Raw genomic sequence first — 16,644 nt, forward strand, 5'->3', positions numbered from 1 at the left:
GTTCGGGCGGTGCGGGGGCGGGGTGCGGCGGTCGGTCGAGGCGCGCGTCCGGCGACTAGACTCGTCAGGTCGTAGTCGACGTTTCAGGGAGACCAGGTGACCGTCCAGCCGATCAGACTCTTCGGCGACCCCGTTCTGCGCACCAAGGCCGACGAGGTGGTCGACTTCGACAAGGAGCTGCGCACCCTCATCAAGGACCTCTGGGACACCATGGAGGACCAGGGCGGCGCCGGCCTGGCCGCTCCGCAGCTGGGCGTGAGCCTGCGCGTGTTCACCTACCACTGCGACGGCTTCGCCGGGCACCTCATCAACCCCACCTGGACCGCCGTCGGCGATGACGGCCAGCTCGGGCCCGAGGGCTGCCTGTCGATCCCCGGGATGTCCTGGGACTGCCTGCGCTCCCAGCACGTGGTCGCGCGCGGCTGGAACGCCCACGGCGAGCCGATCGAGGTCGAGGGCACCGACCTGCTGGCGCGCTGCATCCAGCACGAGACCGACCACCTCGACGGCGTGCTGTTCCTCGACCGCCTCGACGAGGAGACCCGCAAGGCGGCGATGCGCGAGATCCGCCAGGCGTCCTGGTTCGACGGCGACGTCCCGGTCATGAAGCAGAACCCGCACCCGCTGTTCGGAGGCCGCTGACGATGCGCGTCGTCTTCGCCGGAACCCCCGCGCCCGCCGTGCCCGCGCTGCAGGCGCTGATCGACTCCGACCGGCACGAGGTCGCCGCTGTCGTCACCCGCCCGGACGCTCCCGCCGGCCGCGGCCGCAAGCTGGTGCGCTCGCCCGTCGGGGCGCTCGCCGACGAGCACGGCATCGACGTGCTCACCCCGGCGAAGGCCTCCGAACCGGAGTTCCTGGCGCGACTGCGCGAGATCGGCCCGGACTGCTGCCCGGTCGTCGCCTACGGCGCGCTGCTGCGCGAGGAGGCGCTGTCGATCCCCGAGCACGGGTGGGTCAACCTGCACTTCTCGCTGCTGCCCGCGTGGCGCGGTGCCGCGCCGGTGCAGGCCGCGATCCGGCACGGCGACGAGATCACCGGCGCCAGCACCTTCCGCATCGTCCGCGAGCTCGACGCCGGACCCGTCTTCGGCGTGGTCACCGAGCAGATCCGCGGTACCGACACCTCCGGTGAACTGCTGGGACGGCTCTCGATCTCGGGCGCGGGCCTGCTGGCGGCCACCCTCGACGGCGTCGAGGACGGCAGCGTTCGCGCCGAGGACCAGCCCACCGACGGCGTCAGCTACGCGCCGAAGGTCACCGTCGACGACGCCAAGGTCGACTTCACCGCACCGGCCGCCGCCGTCGACCGGCTCGTCCGCGCCGTCACCCCCGATCCCGGGGCGTGGGCGCTGCTGGGGGAGGAGCGTTTCAAGCTCGGCCCCGTCACCGTCACCGACGAGCAGCTCCCGCCGAACGAGATCAGGGCCGAGAAGCGACGGGTGCTGGTCGGCACCGCAACCACCGCGGTCGCGCTCGGCGAGGTGCAGGCGGCGGGCAAGAAGCGCATGGCCGCCACCGACTGGGCCCGCGGAACACGCATCGAGCAAGGAGAAAAGCTCCAGTGACTGAACGCCGCCGACGGCCCTCCCGCCCGTCGAAGGCCCGCCCGCCGCAGCGCAAGCCCAACCCGCGACCGGTGGAGGTCGACCCGGTGCGGTTGGTGGCGGTGGAGACGCTGCGCGCGGTCCGCGAGCGCGACGCCTACGCGAACCTGGCGCTGCCGCCGCTGCTCAAGCAGCGCCGCATCTCCGGACGCGACGCGGCGCTGGCCACCGAGCTCACCTACGGCGCCTGCCGCGCGAAGGGCCTGCTGGACGCGGTGATCGCCGAGTGCAGCACCCGCCCGCTGTCCGAGATGGACCCGAAGCTGCTGGACGCGCTGCGCGTCGGGGTGTACCAGCTCCTGCGCACCCGGATCCCCGCGCACGCCGCTGTGGCGTCCACTGTGGACATCGTCCGGTTCGAGAACGGTTCCAAGGTGTCCGGTTTCGCCAACGCGGTGCTGCGGCGCGCGACCGAGCTGGACGAGCAGGGGTGGGTCGACAAGCTCGCCCCGAACCAGGACGAGGACCCCGTCGGCTACCTGGCGATGAAGCACGCGCACCCGAAGTGGATCGCGCGGGCCTTCGCCGACGCCCTCGGGCTCGACGAGCTCGAAGACGCCCTGGCCGCCGACGACGCCCGCCCGGCCGTGCACCTGACCGCGCGGCCGGGCGAGATCAGCGCCGACGAGCTCGCCGCCATCACCGGCGGCGACCCCGCGCCCTACTCGCCCTACGGCGTGCGGCTGGAGGCCGGTGCCGGCGACCCGGGCGACCTCGAACCGGTGCAGGAGGGCTTCGCCGCCGTCCAGGACGAGGGCAGCCAGCTCGCCAGCCTCGCCGTCACCCGCCCCGAGATCGAGGGCTCCGACCTGCGCTGGCTCGACCTGTGCGCCGGCCCCGGCGGCAAGGCCGCGCTGCTGGGCGCGCTGGTCACCCTCGACGGCGGCACCCTCGACGCGGTCGAGCAGGCGCCGCACCGCGCCGAGCTGGTGCGCAAGGCCACCGACGGCCTGTCGGTCACCGTGCACACCGGCGACGGGCGCGATCCCGGGCTGGAGCCCGGTTTCGACCGCGTGCTGGTCGACGCGCCCTGCACCGGGCTGGGCGCGCTGCGGCGACGCCCGGAGGCGCGCTGGCGGCGTCAGCCCGGCGACGTCGGCGAGCTGACCAAGCTGCAGCGCGAACTGCTGATCTCCGCGATCGGTCTCACCCGGCCCGGCGGCGTCGTCGGCTACGTCGTGTGCTCGCCGCACCTGCCCGAGACCGAAGGCGTGGTCGCCGACGTCGTGCGGCGCACGGGCGTCACCCAGCTCGACGCGCGCGAGCACTTCCCGGACGTGCCCGACCTCGGGGACGGGCCCGGCGTGCAGCTGTGGCCGCACAAGCACGGCACCGATGCCATGTTCTGCGCCCTGTTCCAGGTCTGAGACTGTGAGGTGACGAGGACGCCGCGACGCCGTGCTTGGCATACATCAGGAGTGGCGCCCGGAGTCCAGACGGCGTGCCAGGTTCCGCAACTCGCGCCGCTACGCACAACGAGTTCACCGAGCAGTTTCTGACGAAGGAGTGTCCGCAGTGGACTACCGGGAGTGGTTGCGGGTCGCCGTCGAGGAGGCCGAAGCGAGCCTGGCCTCCGGTGGGATCCCCATCGGAGCCGCGCTGATCGGCGCCGGCGGGGAGGTGCTCGGGCGCGGGCACAACCGGCGCGTGCAGGACGACGACCCGTCGGTGCACGGTGAGACGGCCGCCTTCCGCAACGCCGGTCGGCAGCGCTCCTACAGCGGCACCACGATGGTCACCACGCTCTCGCCCTGCTGGTACTGCAGCGGCCTGATCAGGCAGTTCGGCATCGGTCGCGTCGTCATCGGCGAGGCACGCAACTTCCACGGCGGCCACGACTGGCTCGCCGAGCACGGCGTGGACGTGGTGGTCCTCGACGACGACGCCTGCACCCGCATGATGGCCGACTTCATCGACGCCCACCCGCGGCTGTGGAACGAGGACATCGGCGAGGAGTGAGAGCGTCGTCTCAGGCGGAACATCGTCGGGCGTCGTCCGGTTGACCGGGGCAGGCGGGCTCGATGAAGGTTGGGCGGCCCCGCAATCCGACGACAGGTGGTTCGAATGTCCTCCACTCCGGTTGAAGTGACCCGCACCGGCGAGCACACGTTCACCGCGACCAACTCGCGCGGTGCTGAGGTCGCCGTGGGCCGCGACGGTGCGCCCGGCGCGTTCACCCCCGGTGAGCTGCTGCTCGCCGCCGTGGCCGCGTGCTCGGTGGTGACCAGCGAGAACCTGTTCGTGCGGCGGATCGGAGAGGACGCCCAGCTGGTCGCGCGGGCCGACCGGACCAAGAACCCCGAGGACGAGCACAAGTTCGCCGAGATCCAGGTCGCGCTGGAAGCCGAGCTCGACGGCGTCGAGAACCGCGACAAGCTCCTGGACGCCGTCCAGCGCGCCATCGAGAAGTACTGCACCGTCAGCCGCTCGGTGGAGGAGTCCACCCCGATCAACCTGACGCTCCCGCGCTGATGAGGGTTCCGGGGGAGTCGTAGGCAACGCTTCGGCAACCTCGGGGCCGGAGATCGGCAGCGCGTCGTAAGGTGCTCGGACGTCCGAACAGGTCGGCGACGAGCAGGAGGCAGTTCAGGTGGTAGACGACACCGCACCGGCCCAGGTGTCCGGGTTGCGCCGGGCCCTCTCCGGGCGCCAGGTCGGCATGATCGCCATCGGTGGCGCCATCGGGACTGGGCTGTTCCTCGGATCCGGCCTGGCGATCTCCATCGCCGGACCCGCGGTGATCATCGCCTACGCCGTGGCCGCCTTCGCCGCGCTCGCCCTGGCCTACGCGCTGGCCGAGATGATCGTGGTGCACCCCGAAGCCGGTGGTTTCGGCGCGGTCATCCGCGAGTACCTCGGTGGCCTGCCGGGCTTCATCTCGCGCTGGATCTACTGGGCCGCGCAGGTGGTCAACATCGGCAGCGAGGTCATCGCCGCCGGCCTCTACCTGCAGTTCTGGTACCCGCAAGTGCCGCTGTGGATCCCGGTCGTGGGCTTCTCCGTGGTGATGCTGGCGATCAACCTCGCCGCCGTGCGCTTCTTCGGCGAGTTCGAGTACTGGTTCGCCATGATCAAGGTCGTCACCATCGTCGTGTTCGTGGTGCTCGGCATCGTCTACATCGTCTTCGGCCTCCCCGGGCAGGCGCCCGCCGGAGTCGGGGCGCTGACCGAGCACGGCGGTTTCCTGCCCAACGGGCTCGGCGCGGTGTGGCTCGCGCTCACCGTGGTCACCTTCTCCTACCTGGGCACCGAGGCGGTGTCGATGACCGCCGCCGAGTCCCGCGACCCCGCCCGCGACGTCCCGCGCGCCGCGCGCAGCACCGTGCTGCGGCTCGCGCTGTTCTACGTGATGGGCATGCTCGTGGTCGTCTCGATCCTGCCCTGGGACCAGATCTCCTCGTCCGAGGACGTCACGCAGAGCCCGTTCGTGCGGCTGTTCAGCATGGTCGGCGTCCCCGCGGCGGCCGGGATCATGAACTTCGTGGTGCTCACCGCGGCGCTGTCGGCGATGAACACCAACCTGTACCTGACCGCCCGCATGACGCACTCGCTCGCGCTCGACGGCTACGCCCCCCGGTGGTTCGCCGGGGTCAGCGCCAACGGCGTCCCGCGCCGCGCGCTGGTGCTCTCGGCGGCGGGCCTGGCGCTGGCCGCCGCGCTGGCGGTGTTCACCGAGGAGAGCGCGTTCCCGCTGCTCATCGGCCTTGCGCTGTTCGCGGCGCTGGTGGTGTGGTTGATGATCTTCGCCGCGCACCTGGTGTTCCGCCGTCGTCGCGCCGCCCAGGGCCTGGACCCCTCGCCGGTCCGGCTGCCGGGCGCCCCGGTCACCACCGTGCTGGCGATGCTGTTCGTCGCGGCCGTGCTGCTCACGACCCCGTTCACCGAGCAGTTCAACACCGCGTGGAAGGCGGGTGTGCCGTTCGTGGTCGTCCTGTGCATCGCCTACTACGCGATCAACCGCAAGAAGGCTGCTTGACCGAGAAAGGTGGGTCCCGGCGACCACTCGTGACGGGAATGCCGCCATCGGAGGAGGGCGTGAGCTCGGCTCGGCCGCGTGGGAATTAAACTCGCGCATGTGTCGAACCAGCCGATGATCGCGCCTTCCATCCTCTCCGCAGACTTCGCCCGGCTCGCCGAAGAGATCTCCGCCGTGGGCGGAGAACCCGGCAAGCGGGCCGACTGGCTCCACGTCGACGTGATGGACGCGCACTTCGTCCCGAACCTCACGCTGGGCCTGCCCGTCGTGGAGTCGATCCTCAAGACCACCGACATCCCGATCGACTGCCACCTGATGATCGACGACCCGGACCGCTGGGCGCCGGGCTACGCCGAGGCCGGCGCGCACAACGTCACCGTGCACGTCGAGGCCGCCCACGACCCGATCAACCTCGCCAAGGACCTGCGCGCCGCGGGCGCCAAGGCCGGTCTGGCGATCAAGCCGGGCACGAACTTCGACGACTACGTCGAGGTCCTCAAGCACTACGACACCCTGCTGGTGATGTCGGTGGAGCCGGGCTTCGGCGGCCAGAAGTTCATGGCCGAGGTCCTGGACAAGGCCCGCAAGGCCCGCGAGCTGGTCGACACCGGGCACCTGAAGCTGCTCGTCGAGATCGACGGCGGCATCAACGCCGAGACCATCGAGCAGGCCGCCGAAGCCGGCGTCGACTGCTTCGTGGCGGGCTCCGCCGTCTACAACGCCGAAGACCCCGCCCAGGCCATCGAGGCGCTGCGCGCCACCGCCACCCCGGCGTTCACCCACGCCAGGGCCTGATCACCACCGCCGCGCATCGCCCGAGGAGCACGTCATGGCCGCTGAGGTCGAAGTCCGGGCGATGCGCGCCGCGATCGCGGCCAGCGAGCGGGTTCGCGGCACCACCAGCCCGAACCCGCCGGTCGGCTGCGTGATCCTCGACGCGCGCGGCGAGGTCGCCGGCGTCGGCGCGACCAGCCCGCCCGGCGGCCCGCACGCCGAGGTCAACGCCCTGCGCGAGGCCGGAAACCGCGCCGAGGGCGGCACCGCCGTGGTCACCCTCGAACCCTGCGCGCACACCGGCCGCACCCCGCCGTGCGCCGACGCGCTGCAGGCCGCCGGGGTGGTCCGCGTGGTGCACGCCGCCGCCGACCCGAACCCCTCGGCCTCCGGCGGAGCCGAGGTGCTGCGGGCCGCCGGGATCGACGTCCACAGTGGTCTGCTCGCCGACGAGGTCGCGAAAGGTCCGCTGCGGGCCTGGTTGCACTTCGTCCACACCGGACGGCCCCATGTAACCTGGAAGTACGCGGCCACATTGGACGGACGTTCGGCGGCCGCGGACGGCACCAGCAAGTGGATCAGCTCGGCCCAGTCCCGGGCCGAGGTGCACCGGGTGCGCGCGGCGATGGACGCCATCATCGCGGGCACCGGCACGATCCTCGCCGACGACGCGCAGCTCACCGCCCGCGATCCGGACGGGAACCTGCTGGACCGGCAACCGCTGCGGGTGGTCATCGGCGACCGCGAGATCCCACCAGGGGCGCGGGTCCTCGACGACGCCGCCGAGACCCTCCGGCTGCCCGGTGGCGATCCCGCCGCGGCGCTGGCCGAACTTGCCGGGCGCGGAGTGGTCGACGTGCTGCTGGAGGGCGGGCCGACCCTGGCGGGTGCCTTCTGGGAAGCCGGCCTGGTCGACCGCGTGCTGGCCTACGTCGCACCGGCCCTGCTGGGAGCCGGGCCCGCCGCGCTGGGAAGTGCGGGCGTGGGAAGCATCTCGCAGGCATGGCGGTTGCGGATCGAAGAGACGACGATGAGTGGCCCGGACGTCCGGATCAGCGCGGTCCCCCAGGACTGAGTCCGGTGCGAGCCGCAAGGGCAGGCAGGAGGCAGCAGTGTTCACCGGGATCGTCGAGGAACTCGGCACCATCGAGACCGTGGAGCCCCTTGAGGACGGCTCGCGGCTGACCATCAGTGGTCCGGTGGTCACCCAGGACGCCAAGCACGGCGATTCGATCGCGGTCAACGGCGTCTGTCTCACCGTGGTCACCACCGAGGGCGGCGCGTTCACCGTCGACGTGGTCTCCGAGACGCTGCGCCGCTCCTCGCTCAAGCACATCGCCGCAGGTGAGCGGGTCAACCTCGAACGCGCCATGGCGCTGGGGGAGCGCCTGGGCGGGCACATCGTGCAAGGTCACGTGGACGGCACCGCCGTGCTGCGCGACACCGACGAGGCCACCGGGCTGACCTCCTTCGACCTGCCCGGGCACCTCGCGCACTACCTGGTGGAGAAGGGGTCGATCACCGTCGACGGCGTGTCCCTGACCGTCACCGCGATCGCCGACGGCGAGCCCGCGCGGTTCTCCGTCGCGCTGATCCCCACCACCAAGGAGCTGACCACCCTCGGCCGACGCGCCGCAGGTGACGAAGTGAACATCGAGGTGGATGTGCTGGCCAAGCACCTGGAACGGCTCTCCGCAGCTCAGCTGGCCGGGCACGACCATGGTGCACCCGCGGTGACGGGGGACAATGGCGGCATCAGGGAGGCGCGATGAACCCCGAGGACGAGGTTTCGGAAACGGTGAGCACGAAGAAGTTCGACACCATCGAGCGGGCGTTGGCCGATATCGCGGCCGGCAAGCCGGTGATCGTCGTGGACGACGAGGACCGCGAGAACGAGGGCGACCTGATCTTCGCCGCCGAGAAGGCGACGCCGGAGCTGGTGGCCTTCATGGTCCGCTACACGTCGGGCTACATCTGCGTCGGCATGCCCGCCGAGGACTGCGACCGCCTCGACCTGCCGCCGATGTACCACTCCAACCAGGACCGCAAGGGCACCGCCTACGCGGTCACGGTGGACGCGGCCGAGGGCGTGACCACCGGCATCTCCGCGGCCGACCGCGCCAAGACGCTGCGCGTGCTCGCCGACGCCGAAGCCACCCCGAAGGACCTCACGCGCCCCGGTCACGTGGTGCCGCTGCGCGCCCTCGAGGGCGGCGTGCTGAGGCGTCCCGGGCACACCGAGGCGTCGGTGGACCTGTCGCGGCTGGCCGGGCTGCGTCCGGCGGGCGCGCTGTGCGAGATCGTCAGCCAGAAGTCCGAGGGCGACATGGCGCGCCGCGATGAGCTGGAGGTCTTCGCCGACGAGCACGACCTCGCGCTGATCACCATCGCCGACTTGATCACCTACCGCCGGCGCTTCGAGAAGCAGGTGGTGCGCGTCGCCGAGGCCCGCATCCCCACCGTGCACGGCACGTTCCGGACCGTCGGCTACGACAGCACGCTCGACGGCATCGAGCACCTGGCGATGGTCTACGGCGACATCGGCGACGGCGAGAACATCCTGGTCCGGGTGCACTCCGAGTGCCTGACCGGAGACGTCATCGGTTCGCTGCGCTGCGACTGCGGTCCGCAGCTGGACGCGGCGATGGAGAAGGTCGCCGCGGCCGGGCGCGGCGTGGTGCTCTACATGCGCGGTCACGAGGGACGCGGCATCGGGCTGATCCACAAGCTGCAGGCGTACCAGCTGCAGGACGACGGCGCCGACACCGTCGACGCCAACGTCGCGCTGGACCTGCCGGTGGACAGCCGCGACTACGGCCAGGGCGCGCAGATCCTGTGCGACCTGGGCATCAAGTCGATGCGGCTGCTGACCAACAACCCCGCCAAGCGGATCGGTCTGGAGGGCTACGGCCTGCGGATCGTCGACCGCGTGCCGCTGCCGATCCGCCCGAACCCGGAGAACATCCGCTACCTGCGGACCAAGCGCGACCGCATGGGCCACGTATTGGACAATCTGGACGACGGCGAGGACTCCTCGATCAGCGGGGACACCGGCGTGACGGCGTGAGCTTCGCCAGAGCAGCAGCAGTTCTCGAGAACCGCACCTCAGGCGACCGCGCAGCAACCCGGCCGCGCTGAGAAGCGCGGAGAGGCGGAACAGTGAGGCGGAACAGGCAATGAGTGGGGAAGGAAGGCCGCGGATCAGCGTGCCCGAGGCGGGCGAGCTGACGGTGGCCATCGCGGCGATCCGCTGGCACGAGCGGCTGGTGGACCAGATGCTCGACCGCGCGGTGGAGGCGGCCGGGCAAGCCGGCATCGCCGAGCCGACCGTGGTCCGCGTGCCGGGCTCGGTGGAGCTGCCGGTGGTGTGCCAGCAGCTCGCGCACTCGCACGACGCCGTGGTCGCGCTGGGTGTGGTCATCCGCGGCGGCACCCCGCACTTCGAGTACGTGTGCGACTCGGTCACCCAGGGCCTGACCCGGGTGTCGCTGGACGAGTCCACGGCGGTCGGCAACGGCGTGCTGACCTGCGACACCCTGGAGCAGGCCGAGGCCCGCGCCGGGTTCGCCGACTCGGTCGAGGACAAGGGCTTCGAAGCCACCGCGGCGGCGCTGGAGACCGCGCTGGTGCTGCGCGAACTGCGCGGTGGCGTGGACGGTGACAGGGGGTTCCTGTGAGCGCCGAAGCCGTGGTGGTCCGCCCCCGCAAGGTGCGCCGGGTGGCGATCCCGATCGCGATCCTGCTGATCGTGGTGTTCGCGCTGGTGGGAACGCTGCTGCGCAACACCCCGACCGGTGTCGTGTTCAACCTCTCCGACCAGATCGCCATGGGCGTGCTCGGCCTGCTGCTGGCCTCCGGCGTGATGCTGCTGACCCGGCCCCGGCTGCGCGCCGACGCCGAGGGCCTGGAGGTCCGCAACATCATCGGAACCCAGCGCATCCAGTGGCAGCTGGTGCAGGGCGTCACCTTCCCCGACGGAGCCCCGTGGGCGCGGGTGGAACTGCCCGAGGACGAGTACGTCCCGATCATGGCCGTCCAGGCCACCGACGGCGATCACGCGGTCGCGGCCATGCGCGACCTGCGAGAACTCCGCCGAACGATCGACGCCTGACCCAGACCCCTGAGAACCCCGGTGATCCCAAGACCACCGGGGTTTTTCACGTCCACCCCTCCGGTCCCGATGCCGGGGACCCGGGTTACCGCCGCGATCAGGGATCCGATTACGGCCGCATTCGGGTGCCCGATCACTGCCGTAATCCGGGTGCCTGGGTTCTCGGGTGTGAAAAACCCCGGTGATCGTGTGGTGATCACCGGGGTTTTCACGTCCTCGTCCGGTTCTGCCGGAGGACGCGGATTACCGCCGCAATCGGGTGCCTGAACACCGGCGCAATCCGGGTGGGTGGGGGCCTCAGCCTGCGGAGACGAGGTCGCAGACGAAGATGAGGGTCTCGTTGGGGGCGATGACGCCCGGGACGCCGCGCGGGCCGTAGCCCATGTGCGGCGGGATGGACAGGCGACGGCGGCCGCCGACCTTCATGCCCTGCAGACCCTTGTCCCAGCCCTCGATGACCATGCCGGACCCCAGCTGGAGCTCCAGCGGCGTGCCGCGGTTCCAGCTGGCGTCGAACTCCTGGCCGGTGCTGTGCGAAATGCCCACGTAGTGCGCGGCCACCTTGTCGCCGACCTTGGCCTCCGCGCCGTCGCCGACGATGAGGTCCTCGATCACCAGGTCTGCCGGCGGCTCGCCGGTGGGGGCCTCGACGACGGGCTTCTCGTTGCTCACGAAAGTGCTCCTAGACGATCGGAAACGTTCACCGACCATTGTGGTCGCACCCGACGCCCAGGGCACGCCGCCCCACCCGTCGCCCTGCGCGGACCGGATTTCCATGGAAGTCAGACCCGGATTTCCACTGGAATCCGGTCACCCCTCGGCGGGGCGGGGGCGGACGATCGGGGCTGCGAGGGCCACGACGAGGGCCAACGCGGCCGGGATGAGCAGGGCGGTGGTGAGGTCGGTCCAGTGGGTGATGACGCCGATGACGACCGGGCCCGCCAGCAGACCGCCGTAGCCGAGGGTGCTGACCTGGGCGAGGTCGCGGCCCGCCCGGGCCGGGTCGCGGGAACCGGCGGCGCTGAAGACCTGCGGGATGATGCAGGACAGGCCGATGCCGAACAGCGCGAAGCCGATGATCGCCGCCACCGGGTTGTGCGCGAGCAGTCCCGCGCCCATGCCGACACCGGCGATCAGGCCGCAGGTGCGGACCAGGACGACCGGGCCGAAGCGGGCCACCAGGTGGTCGCCGAGGAAGCGGCAGATCGCCATCATCGTGGAGAACACCGCGTAGCCGATCGCGGCGATCGCCGGGCTCGTCCGCAGCTCGTCGTGCAGGTACAGCGGTGACCAGTCGGCCATCGAACCCTCACCCAGCGAGCAGCTGAACGCCAGGACGCCCAGCAGCAGGATCGCCGGCGACATGCCACGAGCACGGCTCCGCTCGGCCGCCTCGTGCGGTTCGGCGGGCAGCAGCCGCCGGTGCGAGGTCGTCACCAGCAGCGCCAGCGCGATCGCCGCCAGCGTGAAGTGCAGCGGCACGGGCAGGCTCAGCTGCGCGGCCACCGCCCCGACACCGGAGCCGATCAGGCCGCCGACGCTGAACAGCGCGTGGAAGGTGATCACGATGGGCCGCGAGTAGCGTCGCTGCACCTGCATCGCGTGCGCGTTCATGGCCACGTCCACCACGCCGTGCCCGGCGCCGAACAGCACCAGGCCGCCCACCAGCACCGGCAGCGAACCCGCGTAACCCGGCACCAGCAGGCTCGCGGCCATCGCCAGCCCGGCGGGTCCGAGCACGCGGGCGCTGCCGTAGCGGTCGGCGAGGTGTCCGACGACCTGCATGGCCAGCACCGAACCGACGGCGATCGCGAACAGCGCCACCGTCACCTGGCCGTCGTCGAGCCCCAGGTCCTGCTTGATCGCCGGGATGCGCGAGGTCCAGGTGCCCAGCGCCGCGCCCGTGGCCACGAAGTAGCCGATCACTCCCCAGCGAGCGCGGCGGTCGGAAGCGGCGGGAGCGGTGAGCGTTTCAGACAACGCGGACCTCCACTCCGGCCGCTTCCAGCTCCCCGAGCATGTCGGTGGGCGCGCTGCGATCGGTCACCACCACGTCCAGGCTCGTCACCGGGCACACGAAACCCAGCCCGGTGCGGGCGAACTTGGCGCCGTGGCACACCGCGATGACGCGTTGCGCCGCGTCCGCTGCCGCGTTCTTGATCGGAACCTCCTCCAGGTCGTGCGCGGTCAAGCCGCGCTCCGCCGACAGGCCGCACACCCCGAGCACGGTGGTGTCGACCCGCAGCGCGCGCAGCGATGTCTCGGTCAGGTGGCCGACGAAGGACAGCTCACCCGGTTTCGCCCGGCCGCCCGGCAGCAGCAGATCGACCTCGGCGGCGTTGGCAAGGGCGTTGGCCGCGTGCATGTCCAGCGGGATCGCGGTGACCCGGCGCTCGGCCAGCCGCCGCGCGACCTCCCTGGTCGTGGAGCCGCTGTCGAGGATGACCGACTCGCCGTCGGCGATCAGCGACTCCACCTCGGCGGCCAGCCTGCGCTTGACCTCCACCGAGTCGCGCTCGCGCAGCGAGAACGGAGCGGACTGGCCGCGCAGGAAGCTCACCGCGCCGCCGCGCACGCGCCGCAGCACGCCTTCCTCGGCGAGCTGGTCGAGGTCGCGGCGGATGGTCATCTCCGAGCAGCTGGTGGCCGCCGCCAGTTCGGCGACCGTCACCCGTTCGGCCTGGCGAAGCCGTTCGATGATGATCTGACTTCGTTCTGAACTCTCCACCTGTTCAATCGAACATGATCTGCGTTCGAAACGCAAACGCCCTCGGAGAACTGTGTGCGAGCCCGCATGGGGACATCGCCGGTCGTGGGGGACAATGGGCGGTGGTCGGTCGGCGGCGCACGGGCCGCGGCCGTTCGTCGGTCCACGAGGCCGACCGGGGTGCCGCAGGAGGAGATCGTGAGCTTGGCCCAGGAGCGCAACCTTCGGTTGGTGCGAGACGACAGCACCGAACCCGGTGTGCGGCTCGGTGACATCAGGCTGCGCAACCGCCTGGTCACCTCGTCCAGCCTGCTCGGCTACGGCGTGGCCAACGCCAAGGTCATGGCCTACGGCATGAGCCCCATCTCGAACTTCGTGCCGCTGGAGCGCTTCGGCGCCGTCACCACCCGCACGGTCACCGTCGAACCGCGCGAAGGCCACTTCACCACCAAGGACGACTGGGAGCTGCGGGAGCTGCCCGGGCTGCTCAAGCGCTACGGGCAGGCCCTCCGGCAGGTCGACGGCGGCTGGCTCAACGCCTTCGGCTGGTGCAACGTCGGCATCGACGCCTACCTGCGCGACTACTACCCGCGCACCCGCGCGCAGAACACGATCATGTCCGTCGGCGGATTCTCCACCGAGGAGTTCGTGACCCTGGTCGACAAGGTCAACGCCGCCGTGCCGGTCGGCGAGATCGCGGCGCTGGAGTTCAACGTCTCCTGCCACAACGTCAACTTCGACTTCAACGAGATCATCGAATCGGTGCTGGCCGAGGCCGTGCCGCGCAGCAACCACCCGGTGATCCTCAAGCTCTCGCCCGACTACGACTACATCGGCCACGCCCGCCTCGCCGCCAAGCACGGCGTGTCCGCGCTGACCGCGATCAACACGGTCAAGGGCCTGCGCCTCGACCCGGAGACCGGCACCCCGCTGCTCAAGAACGGCTTCGGCGGGCTGTCCGGCCGCGCGATCAAGCCGATCGGCCTGCGGGTGGTCAAGGAGCTGCGCGACGCCGAGGTGACGCTGCCGATCATCGCCACCGGCGGGATCCGCAGCTTCGACGACTGCCGCGAGTACTTCTGGGCCGGTGCCGACGCCGTCAGCCTCGGCAGCGCCAGCTGGTTCGCCAGCTACCCGGGATACGCCCTCTCGCCGATCTACGGCGCCCGCATCCGGAACCTGTTGCGACGCATCGAGAACTACACGCCACCGGCTCGGTGAAACGAGACCGGCCAGGCCGCCCGAGGTGGTAGACAGTGATGATCGACACTGTCGTCTGCCAACTGGGGAGGCCGTTGTGGCCGGTTACGGGGATTTCGGGAGCAGTCTGAGGGACCTGCCGCGGCTGCGCGCCACGCGCCGCGGCAGGGTGTCGAGCTGGGACACCTCCGGCGGCAACCAGGACAACGTGCGCGTCATGCCCGGCGAGACGCGGCTGCTCGCCGACATCACCGGGCCCGGGGTGATCACCCACATCTGGTGCACCGTCGCGCTCGACCACGTCGGTGAACCCGTCGAGCTGGAAGCCGACTACCTGCGGCGGCTCGTCCTGCGCATCACCTGGGACGACCAGCCGCACCCGGCCGTGCTGGTGCCTCTGGGCGACTTCTTCGGCGTCGGGCACGCCCACAGCGTCAACTTCAGCTCCGCGCCGCTGCAGATGAGCCCGCAGGACGGCAAGGGCTTCAACTGCTGGTTCGCGATGCCCTTCGCCGGCCGCGCCCGCGTCGAGCTGATCAGCGAGATGAGCGTCAAGCCCGTGACGTTCTACTTCTACGTCGACTACGAGAGCTACGGCGAAGCCGACCCCGAACTGGCCTACTTCCACGCCCAGTGGCGGCGGCAGAACCCCACCGAAGGCGTCCCGCAGGGCGACCAGACCAACGAGGAGTTCCTCTTCGGCGGCCACAACACCGACGGCGCGGGCAACTTCGTGATGCTGGGGGCCGAAGGGCGCGGGCACTACGTCGGCACCGTCCTCAACGTGCACAACCTGCGCGAGACCACCGAGTGGAACTGGTACGGCGAGGGCGACGACATGTTCTTCATCGACGGAGAACCGTGGCCGCCGCGCCTGCACGGCACCGGGACCGAGGACTACTTCAACACCGCGTGGTGCCCGAACCAGGAGTTCCACGGGCCCTACCACGGGATCACGATGCCCGGCGGCGAGAACTGGAGCGGCCAGGTCTCCTACTACCGCTTCCACATCGAGGACCCGATCGTCTTCGACCGCTCCATCAAGGCCACCATCGAGCACGGTCACGCCAACAAGCGCTCCGACGACGTCTCCTCGACGGCCTACTGGTACCAGACCCTCCCGGCGCTGCCGGTCACCCTCGCCCCGGTGGAGGAGCGCATCCCGCGCCCCCTCTGACCGCCACCCGACCAGGGAAGTTCTCTGCGAGTTCCGCGCGACGTTCGAGTCCGAAACGGGGGCTCGAACGTCGCGCGGAACTGGAATGGCCGCCCTGCCCGGGTGGCCCCTAGACGTGGGTCGGCAGGGGGCCGCCGTGGTAGGTGACGGTGTCGGCGAACGCCTCGGCGAGGTCCATGTCGCGGTCGTCGGCCTCGGCGTAGGCGCGGTGGAGGTTGAGCACGATGCGCTCCGCGTCCGGCCAGTTCGCGAATTCGCCGAGGTCGCAGTGCTTCGCGGCCTCCAGCGGGCTGAGGCCGTCGGTGCGGCCCTTGCGCGCGGTGTCCAGGACGAAGCGGTAGTAGCGCGCGTGGTCCTCCAGGACGCGGGGGAGCGCGGAGCCGGGAAACGTCGGTCCGTGGCCCGGAACCACCGCGGTGGGGCGGAAACCGGCCAGCCACTCCAGGGATTTCAGCGCGCCCTCCACCGAACCCATGAACACCAGCGGCGTCACGCCGTGGAACAGCAGGTCGCCGCTGAACAGCACGGCGGCGTCCGGTACCCACGCGACCACGTCCCCGGGCGTGTGGGCGGCGAAACCCGGGTGGTGCAGCTCCACGGCGCGCTCGCCGACGTGCAGGGTCAGCGAGTCCCGCAGCACCACAGAGGGTGCGCGGTGCTCGGTGATCTCCCACTGCGGCACGGGTTCCCAGACCGGTGGCGTCGCGGTGAGCAGGGTGTCGGCGAGGATGCCGTCGCGCGTCGCCGAGTGTCCGATGAGGACGGTGGAATCCGGCAGCAGCGCGTTGCCGTGGGTGTGGTCGCCGTGCAGGTGCGTGTTGACCGCGAAGCGGATCGGCGCCTCGCCGCCCGCTGCGCGGACCGCGTCCAGGAACCGCCGGGTGCGCTCCGCGGTCGCGCAGGTGTCCACCAGCGCGATCCCGTCATCGGTGATCACCGCACCGGCGTTGTTGATCCACCACGAGCCGTCCGGCTGCACCCAGGCGTGCACGCCCGGTCCCACCTCGGCGAGCGCGGCGCGGTCAGGGGCGGATCGATCGGGGCCGTGGTCGGGACGACTGGTGTGGGTGTAGCTCACTGTGACCTCCCGGC

General features: G+C 71.0%; 18 protein-coding genes. 14 read left to right on the plus strand and 4 right to left on the minus strand.

Annotation, left to right across the window (positions count from 1 at the left end):
• Positions 1-96: 96 nt before the first annotated feature.
• The 12 genes from def (at position 97) to E1202_RS22675 (ending at position 10,468) form a co-directional block, all read left to right on the plus strand.
• Complete coding sequence (gene def, locus E1202_RS22620) at positions 97-642, plus strand: peptide deformylase (protein ID WP_132622537.1); 546 nt, start codon at positions 97-99, stop codon at positions 640-642.
• 2 nt (positions 643-644) lie between these two features.
• The gene (gene fmt / locus E1202_RS22625) at positions 645-1,568 is read left to right on the plus strand and encodes a methionyl-tRNA formyltransferase (RefSeq protein WP_132685148.1); all 924 of its coding nucleotides are present in this window, start codon (positions 645-647) and stop codon (positions 1,566-1,568) included.
• The gene (locus E1202_RS22630) at positions 1,565-2,974 is read left to right on the plus strand and encodes an RsmB/NOP family class I SAM-dependent RNA methyltransferase (protein ID WP_132685149.1); all 1,410 of its coding nucleotides are present in this window, start codon (positions 1,565-1,567) and stop codon (positions 2,972-2,974) included. The genes fmt and E1202_RS22630 overlap by 4 nt, the downstream gene beginning before the upstream one ends.
• 139 nt (positions 2,975-3,113) lie before the next feature.
• Positions 3,114-3,566 carry a nucleoside deaminase gene (locus E1202_RS22635; protein ID WP_132685150.1) on the plus strand — a complete coding sequence of 151 codons (453 nt, stop codon included), beginning with the start codon at positions 3,114-3,116 and terminating at the stop codon, positions 3,564-3,566.
• Positions 3,567-3,671: 105 nt separating this feature from the next.
• Complete coding sequence (locus E1202_RS22640; protein ID WP_132679548.1) at positions 3,672-4,079, plus strand: OsmC family protein; 408 nt, start codon at positions 3,672-3,674, stop codon at positions 4,077-4,079.
• A gap of 118 nt (positions 4,080-4,197) precedes the next feature.
• Positions 4,198-5,583, plus strand: coding sequence for an amino acid permease (locus E1202_RS22645; protein WP_132685151.1), 1,386 nt, complete (start codon positions 4,198-4,200; stop codon positions 5,581-5,583).
• Between the two features lie 114 nt (positions 5,584-5,697).
• Positions 5,698-6,378 carry a ribulose-phosphate 3-epimerase gene (rpe, locus tag E1202_RS22650; protein ID WP_132685187.1) on the plus strand — a complete coding sequence of 227 codons (681 nt, stop codon included), beginning with the start codon at positions 5,698-5,700 and terminating at the stop codon, positions 6,376-6,378.
• Positions 6,379-6,412: 34 nt separating this feature from the next.
• Positions 6,413-7,432 (plus strand): bifunctional diaminohydroxyphosphoribosylaminopyrimidine deaminase/5-amino-6-(5-phosphoribosylamino)uracil reductase RibD, encoded by a 1,020-nt coding sequence (gene ribD, locus E1202_RS22655; protein WP_132685152.1) that lies wholly within the window; start codon positions 6,413-6,415, stop codon positions 7,430-7,432.
• A 37-nt stretch (positions 7,433-7,469) separates the two neighbouring features.
• Positions 7,470-8,129 carry a riboflavin synthase gene (locus E1202_RS22660; protein ID WP_132685153.1) on the plus strand — a complete coding sequence of 220 codons (660 nt, stop codon included), beginning with the start codon at positions 7,470-7,472 and terminating at the stop codon, positions 8,127-8,129.
• Positions 8,126-9,424 (plus strand): bifunctional 3,4-dihydroxy-2-butanone-4-phosphate synthase/GTP cyclohydrolase II, encoded by a 1,299-nt coding sequence (locus tag E1202_RS22665; RefSeq protein WP_132685154.1) that lies wholly within the window; start codon positions 8,126-8,128, stop codon positions 9,422-9,424. Before E1202_RS22660 ends, E1202_RS22665 begins: the two co-directional genes overlap by 4 nt.
• A gap of 109 nt (positions 9,425-9,533) precedes the next feature.
• Complete coding sequence (gene ribH, locus E1202_RS22670) at positions 9,534-10,034, plus strand: 6,7-dimethyl-8-ribityllumazine synthase (protein WP_132685155.1); 501 nt, start codon at positions 9,534-9,536, stop codon at positions 10,032-10,034.
• Positions 10,031-10,468 carry a PH domain-containing protein gene (locus E1202_RS22675; RefSeq protein WP_132685156.1) on the plus strand — a complete coding sequence of 146 codons (438 nt, stop codon included), beginning with the start codon at positions 10,031-10,033 and terminating at the stop codon, positions 10,466-10,468. Before ribH ends, E1202_RS22675 begins: the two co-directional genes overlap by 4 nt.
• A gap of 297 nt (positions 10,469-10,765) precedes the next feature.
• Here the strand turns inward: E1202_RS22675 and E1202_RS22680 are convergent, their stop codons facing one another.
• The 3 genes from E1202_RS22680 to E1202_RS22690 form a co-directional block, all read right to left on the minus strand.
• Positions 10,766-11,140 carry an FKBP-type peptidyl-prolyl cis-trans isomerase gene (locus E1202_RS22680; protein ID WP_132679555.1) on the minus strand — a complete coding sequence of 125 codons (375 nt, stop codon included), beginning with the start codon at positions 11,138-11,140 and terminating at the stop codon, positions 10,766-10,768.
• A 138-nt stretch (positions 11,141-11,278) separates the two neighbouring features.
• The gene (locus tag E1202_RS22685) at positions 11,279-12,448 is read right to left on the minus strand and encodes an MFS transporter (RefSeq protein WP_132685157.1); all 1,170 of its coding nucleotides are present in this window, start codon (positions 12,446-12,448) and stop codon (positions 11,279-11,281) included.
• Positions 12,441-13,196, minus strand: coding sequence for a DeoR/GlpR family DNA-binding transcription regulator (locus E1202_RS22690; protein WP_132685158.1), 756 nt, complete (start codon positions 13,194-13,196; stop codon positions 12,441-12,443). The genes E1202_RS22685 and E1202_RS22690 overlap by 8 nt, the downstream gene beginning before the upstream one ends.
• Before the next feature lie 177 nt (positions 13,197-13,373).
• Here E1202_RS22690 and E1202_RS22695 point away from each other — a divergent pair, with 177 nt between their 5' ends.
• Both E1202_RS22695 and E1202_RS22700 read left to right on the plus strand, forming a co-directional pair.
• The gene (locus E1202_RS22695; protein ID WP_235878885.1) at positions 13,374-14,396 is read left to right on the plus strand and encodes a beta/alpha barrel domain-containing protein; all 1,023 of its coding nucleotides are present in this window, start codon (positions 13,374-13,376) and stop codon (positions 14,394-14,396) included.
• A gap of 76 nt (positions 14,397-14,472) precedes the next feature.
• The gene (locus E1202_RS22700; protein ID WP_132685159.1) at positions 14,473-15,552 is read left to right on the plus strand and encodes a glycoside hydrolase family 172 protein; all 1,080 of its coding nucleotides are present in this window, start codon (positions 14,473-14,475) and stop codon (positions 15,550-15,552) included.
• Between the two features lie 109 nt (positions 15,553-15,661).
• Here the strand turns inward: E1202_RS22700 and E1202_RS22705 are convergent, their stop codons facing one another.
• A complete protein-coding gene (locus E1202_RS22705; RefSeq protein ID WP_132685160.1) occupies positions 15,662-16,630 on the minus strand; it encodes an MBL fold metallo-hydrolase in 969 nt (322 codons plus the stop codon).
• Between the last annotated feature and the right edge of the window lie 14 nt (positions 16,631-16,644).

Source organism: Saccharopolyspora karakumensis (assembly GCF_004349225.1).
Lineage (GTDB): Bacteria > Actinomycetota > Actinomycetes > Mycobacteriales > Pseudonocardiaceae > Saccharopolyspora > Saccharopolyspora endophytica.

What these genes read in the sequence shown, in the direction of transcription:
- ribH (WP_132685155.1), top strand. Translation starts at nt 9,534, where the DNA reads ATGAGTGGGGAAGGAAGGCCGCGGATCAGCGTGCCCGAGGCGGGCGAG.
- fmt (WP_132685148.1), top strand. Translation starts at nt 645, where the DNA reads ATGCGCGTCGTCTTCGCCGGAACCCCCGCGCCCGCCGTGCCCGCGCTG.
- rpe (WP_132685187.1), top strand. Translation starts at nt 5,698, where the DNA reads ATGATCGCGCCTTCCATCCTCTCCGCAGACTTCGCCCGGCTCGCCGAA.
- E1202_RS22665 (WP_132685154.1), top strand. Translation starts at nt 8,126, where the DNA reads ATGAACCCCGAGGACGAGGTTTCGGAAACGGTGAGCACGAAGAAGTTC.
- ribD (WP_132685152.1), top strand. Translation starts at nt 6,413, where the DNA reads ATGGCCGCTGAGGTCGAAGTCCGGGCGATGCGCGCCGCGATCGCGGCC.
- E1202_RS22640 (WP_132679548.1), top strand. Translation starts at nt 3,672, where the DNA reads ATGTCCTCCACTCCGGTTGAAGTGACCCGCACCGGCGAGCACACGTTC.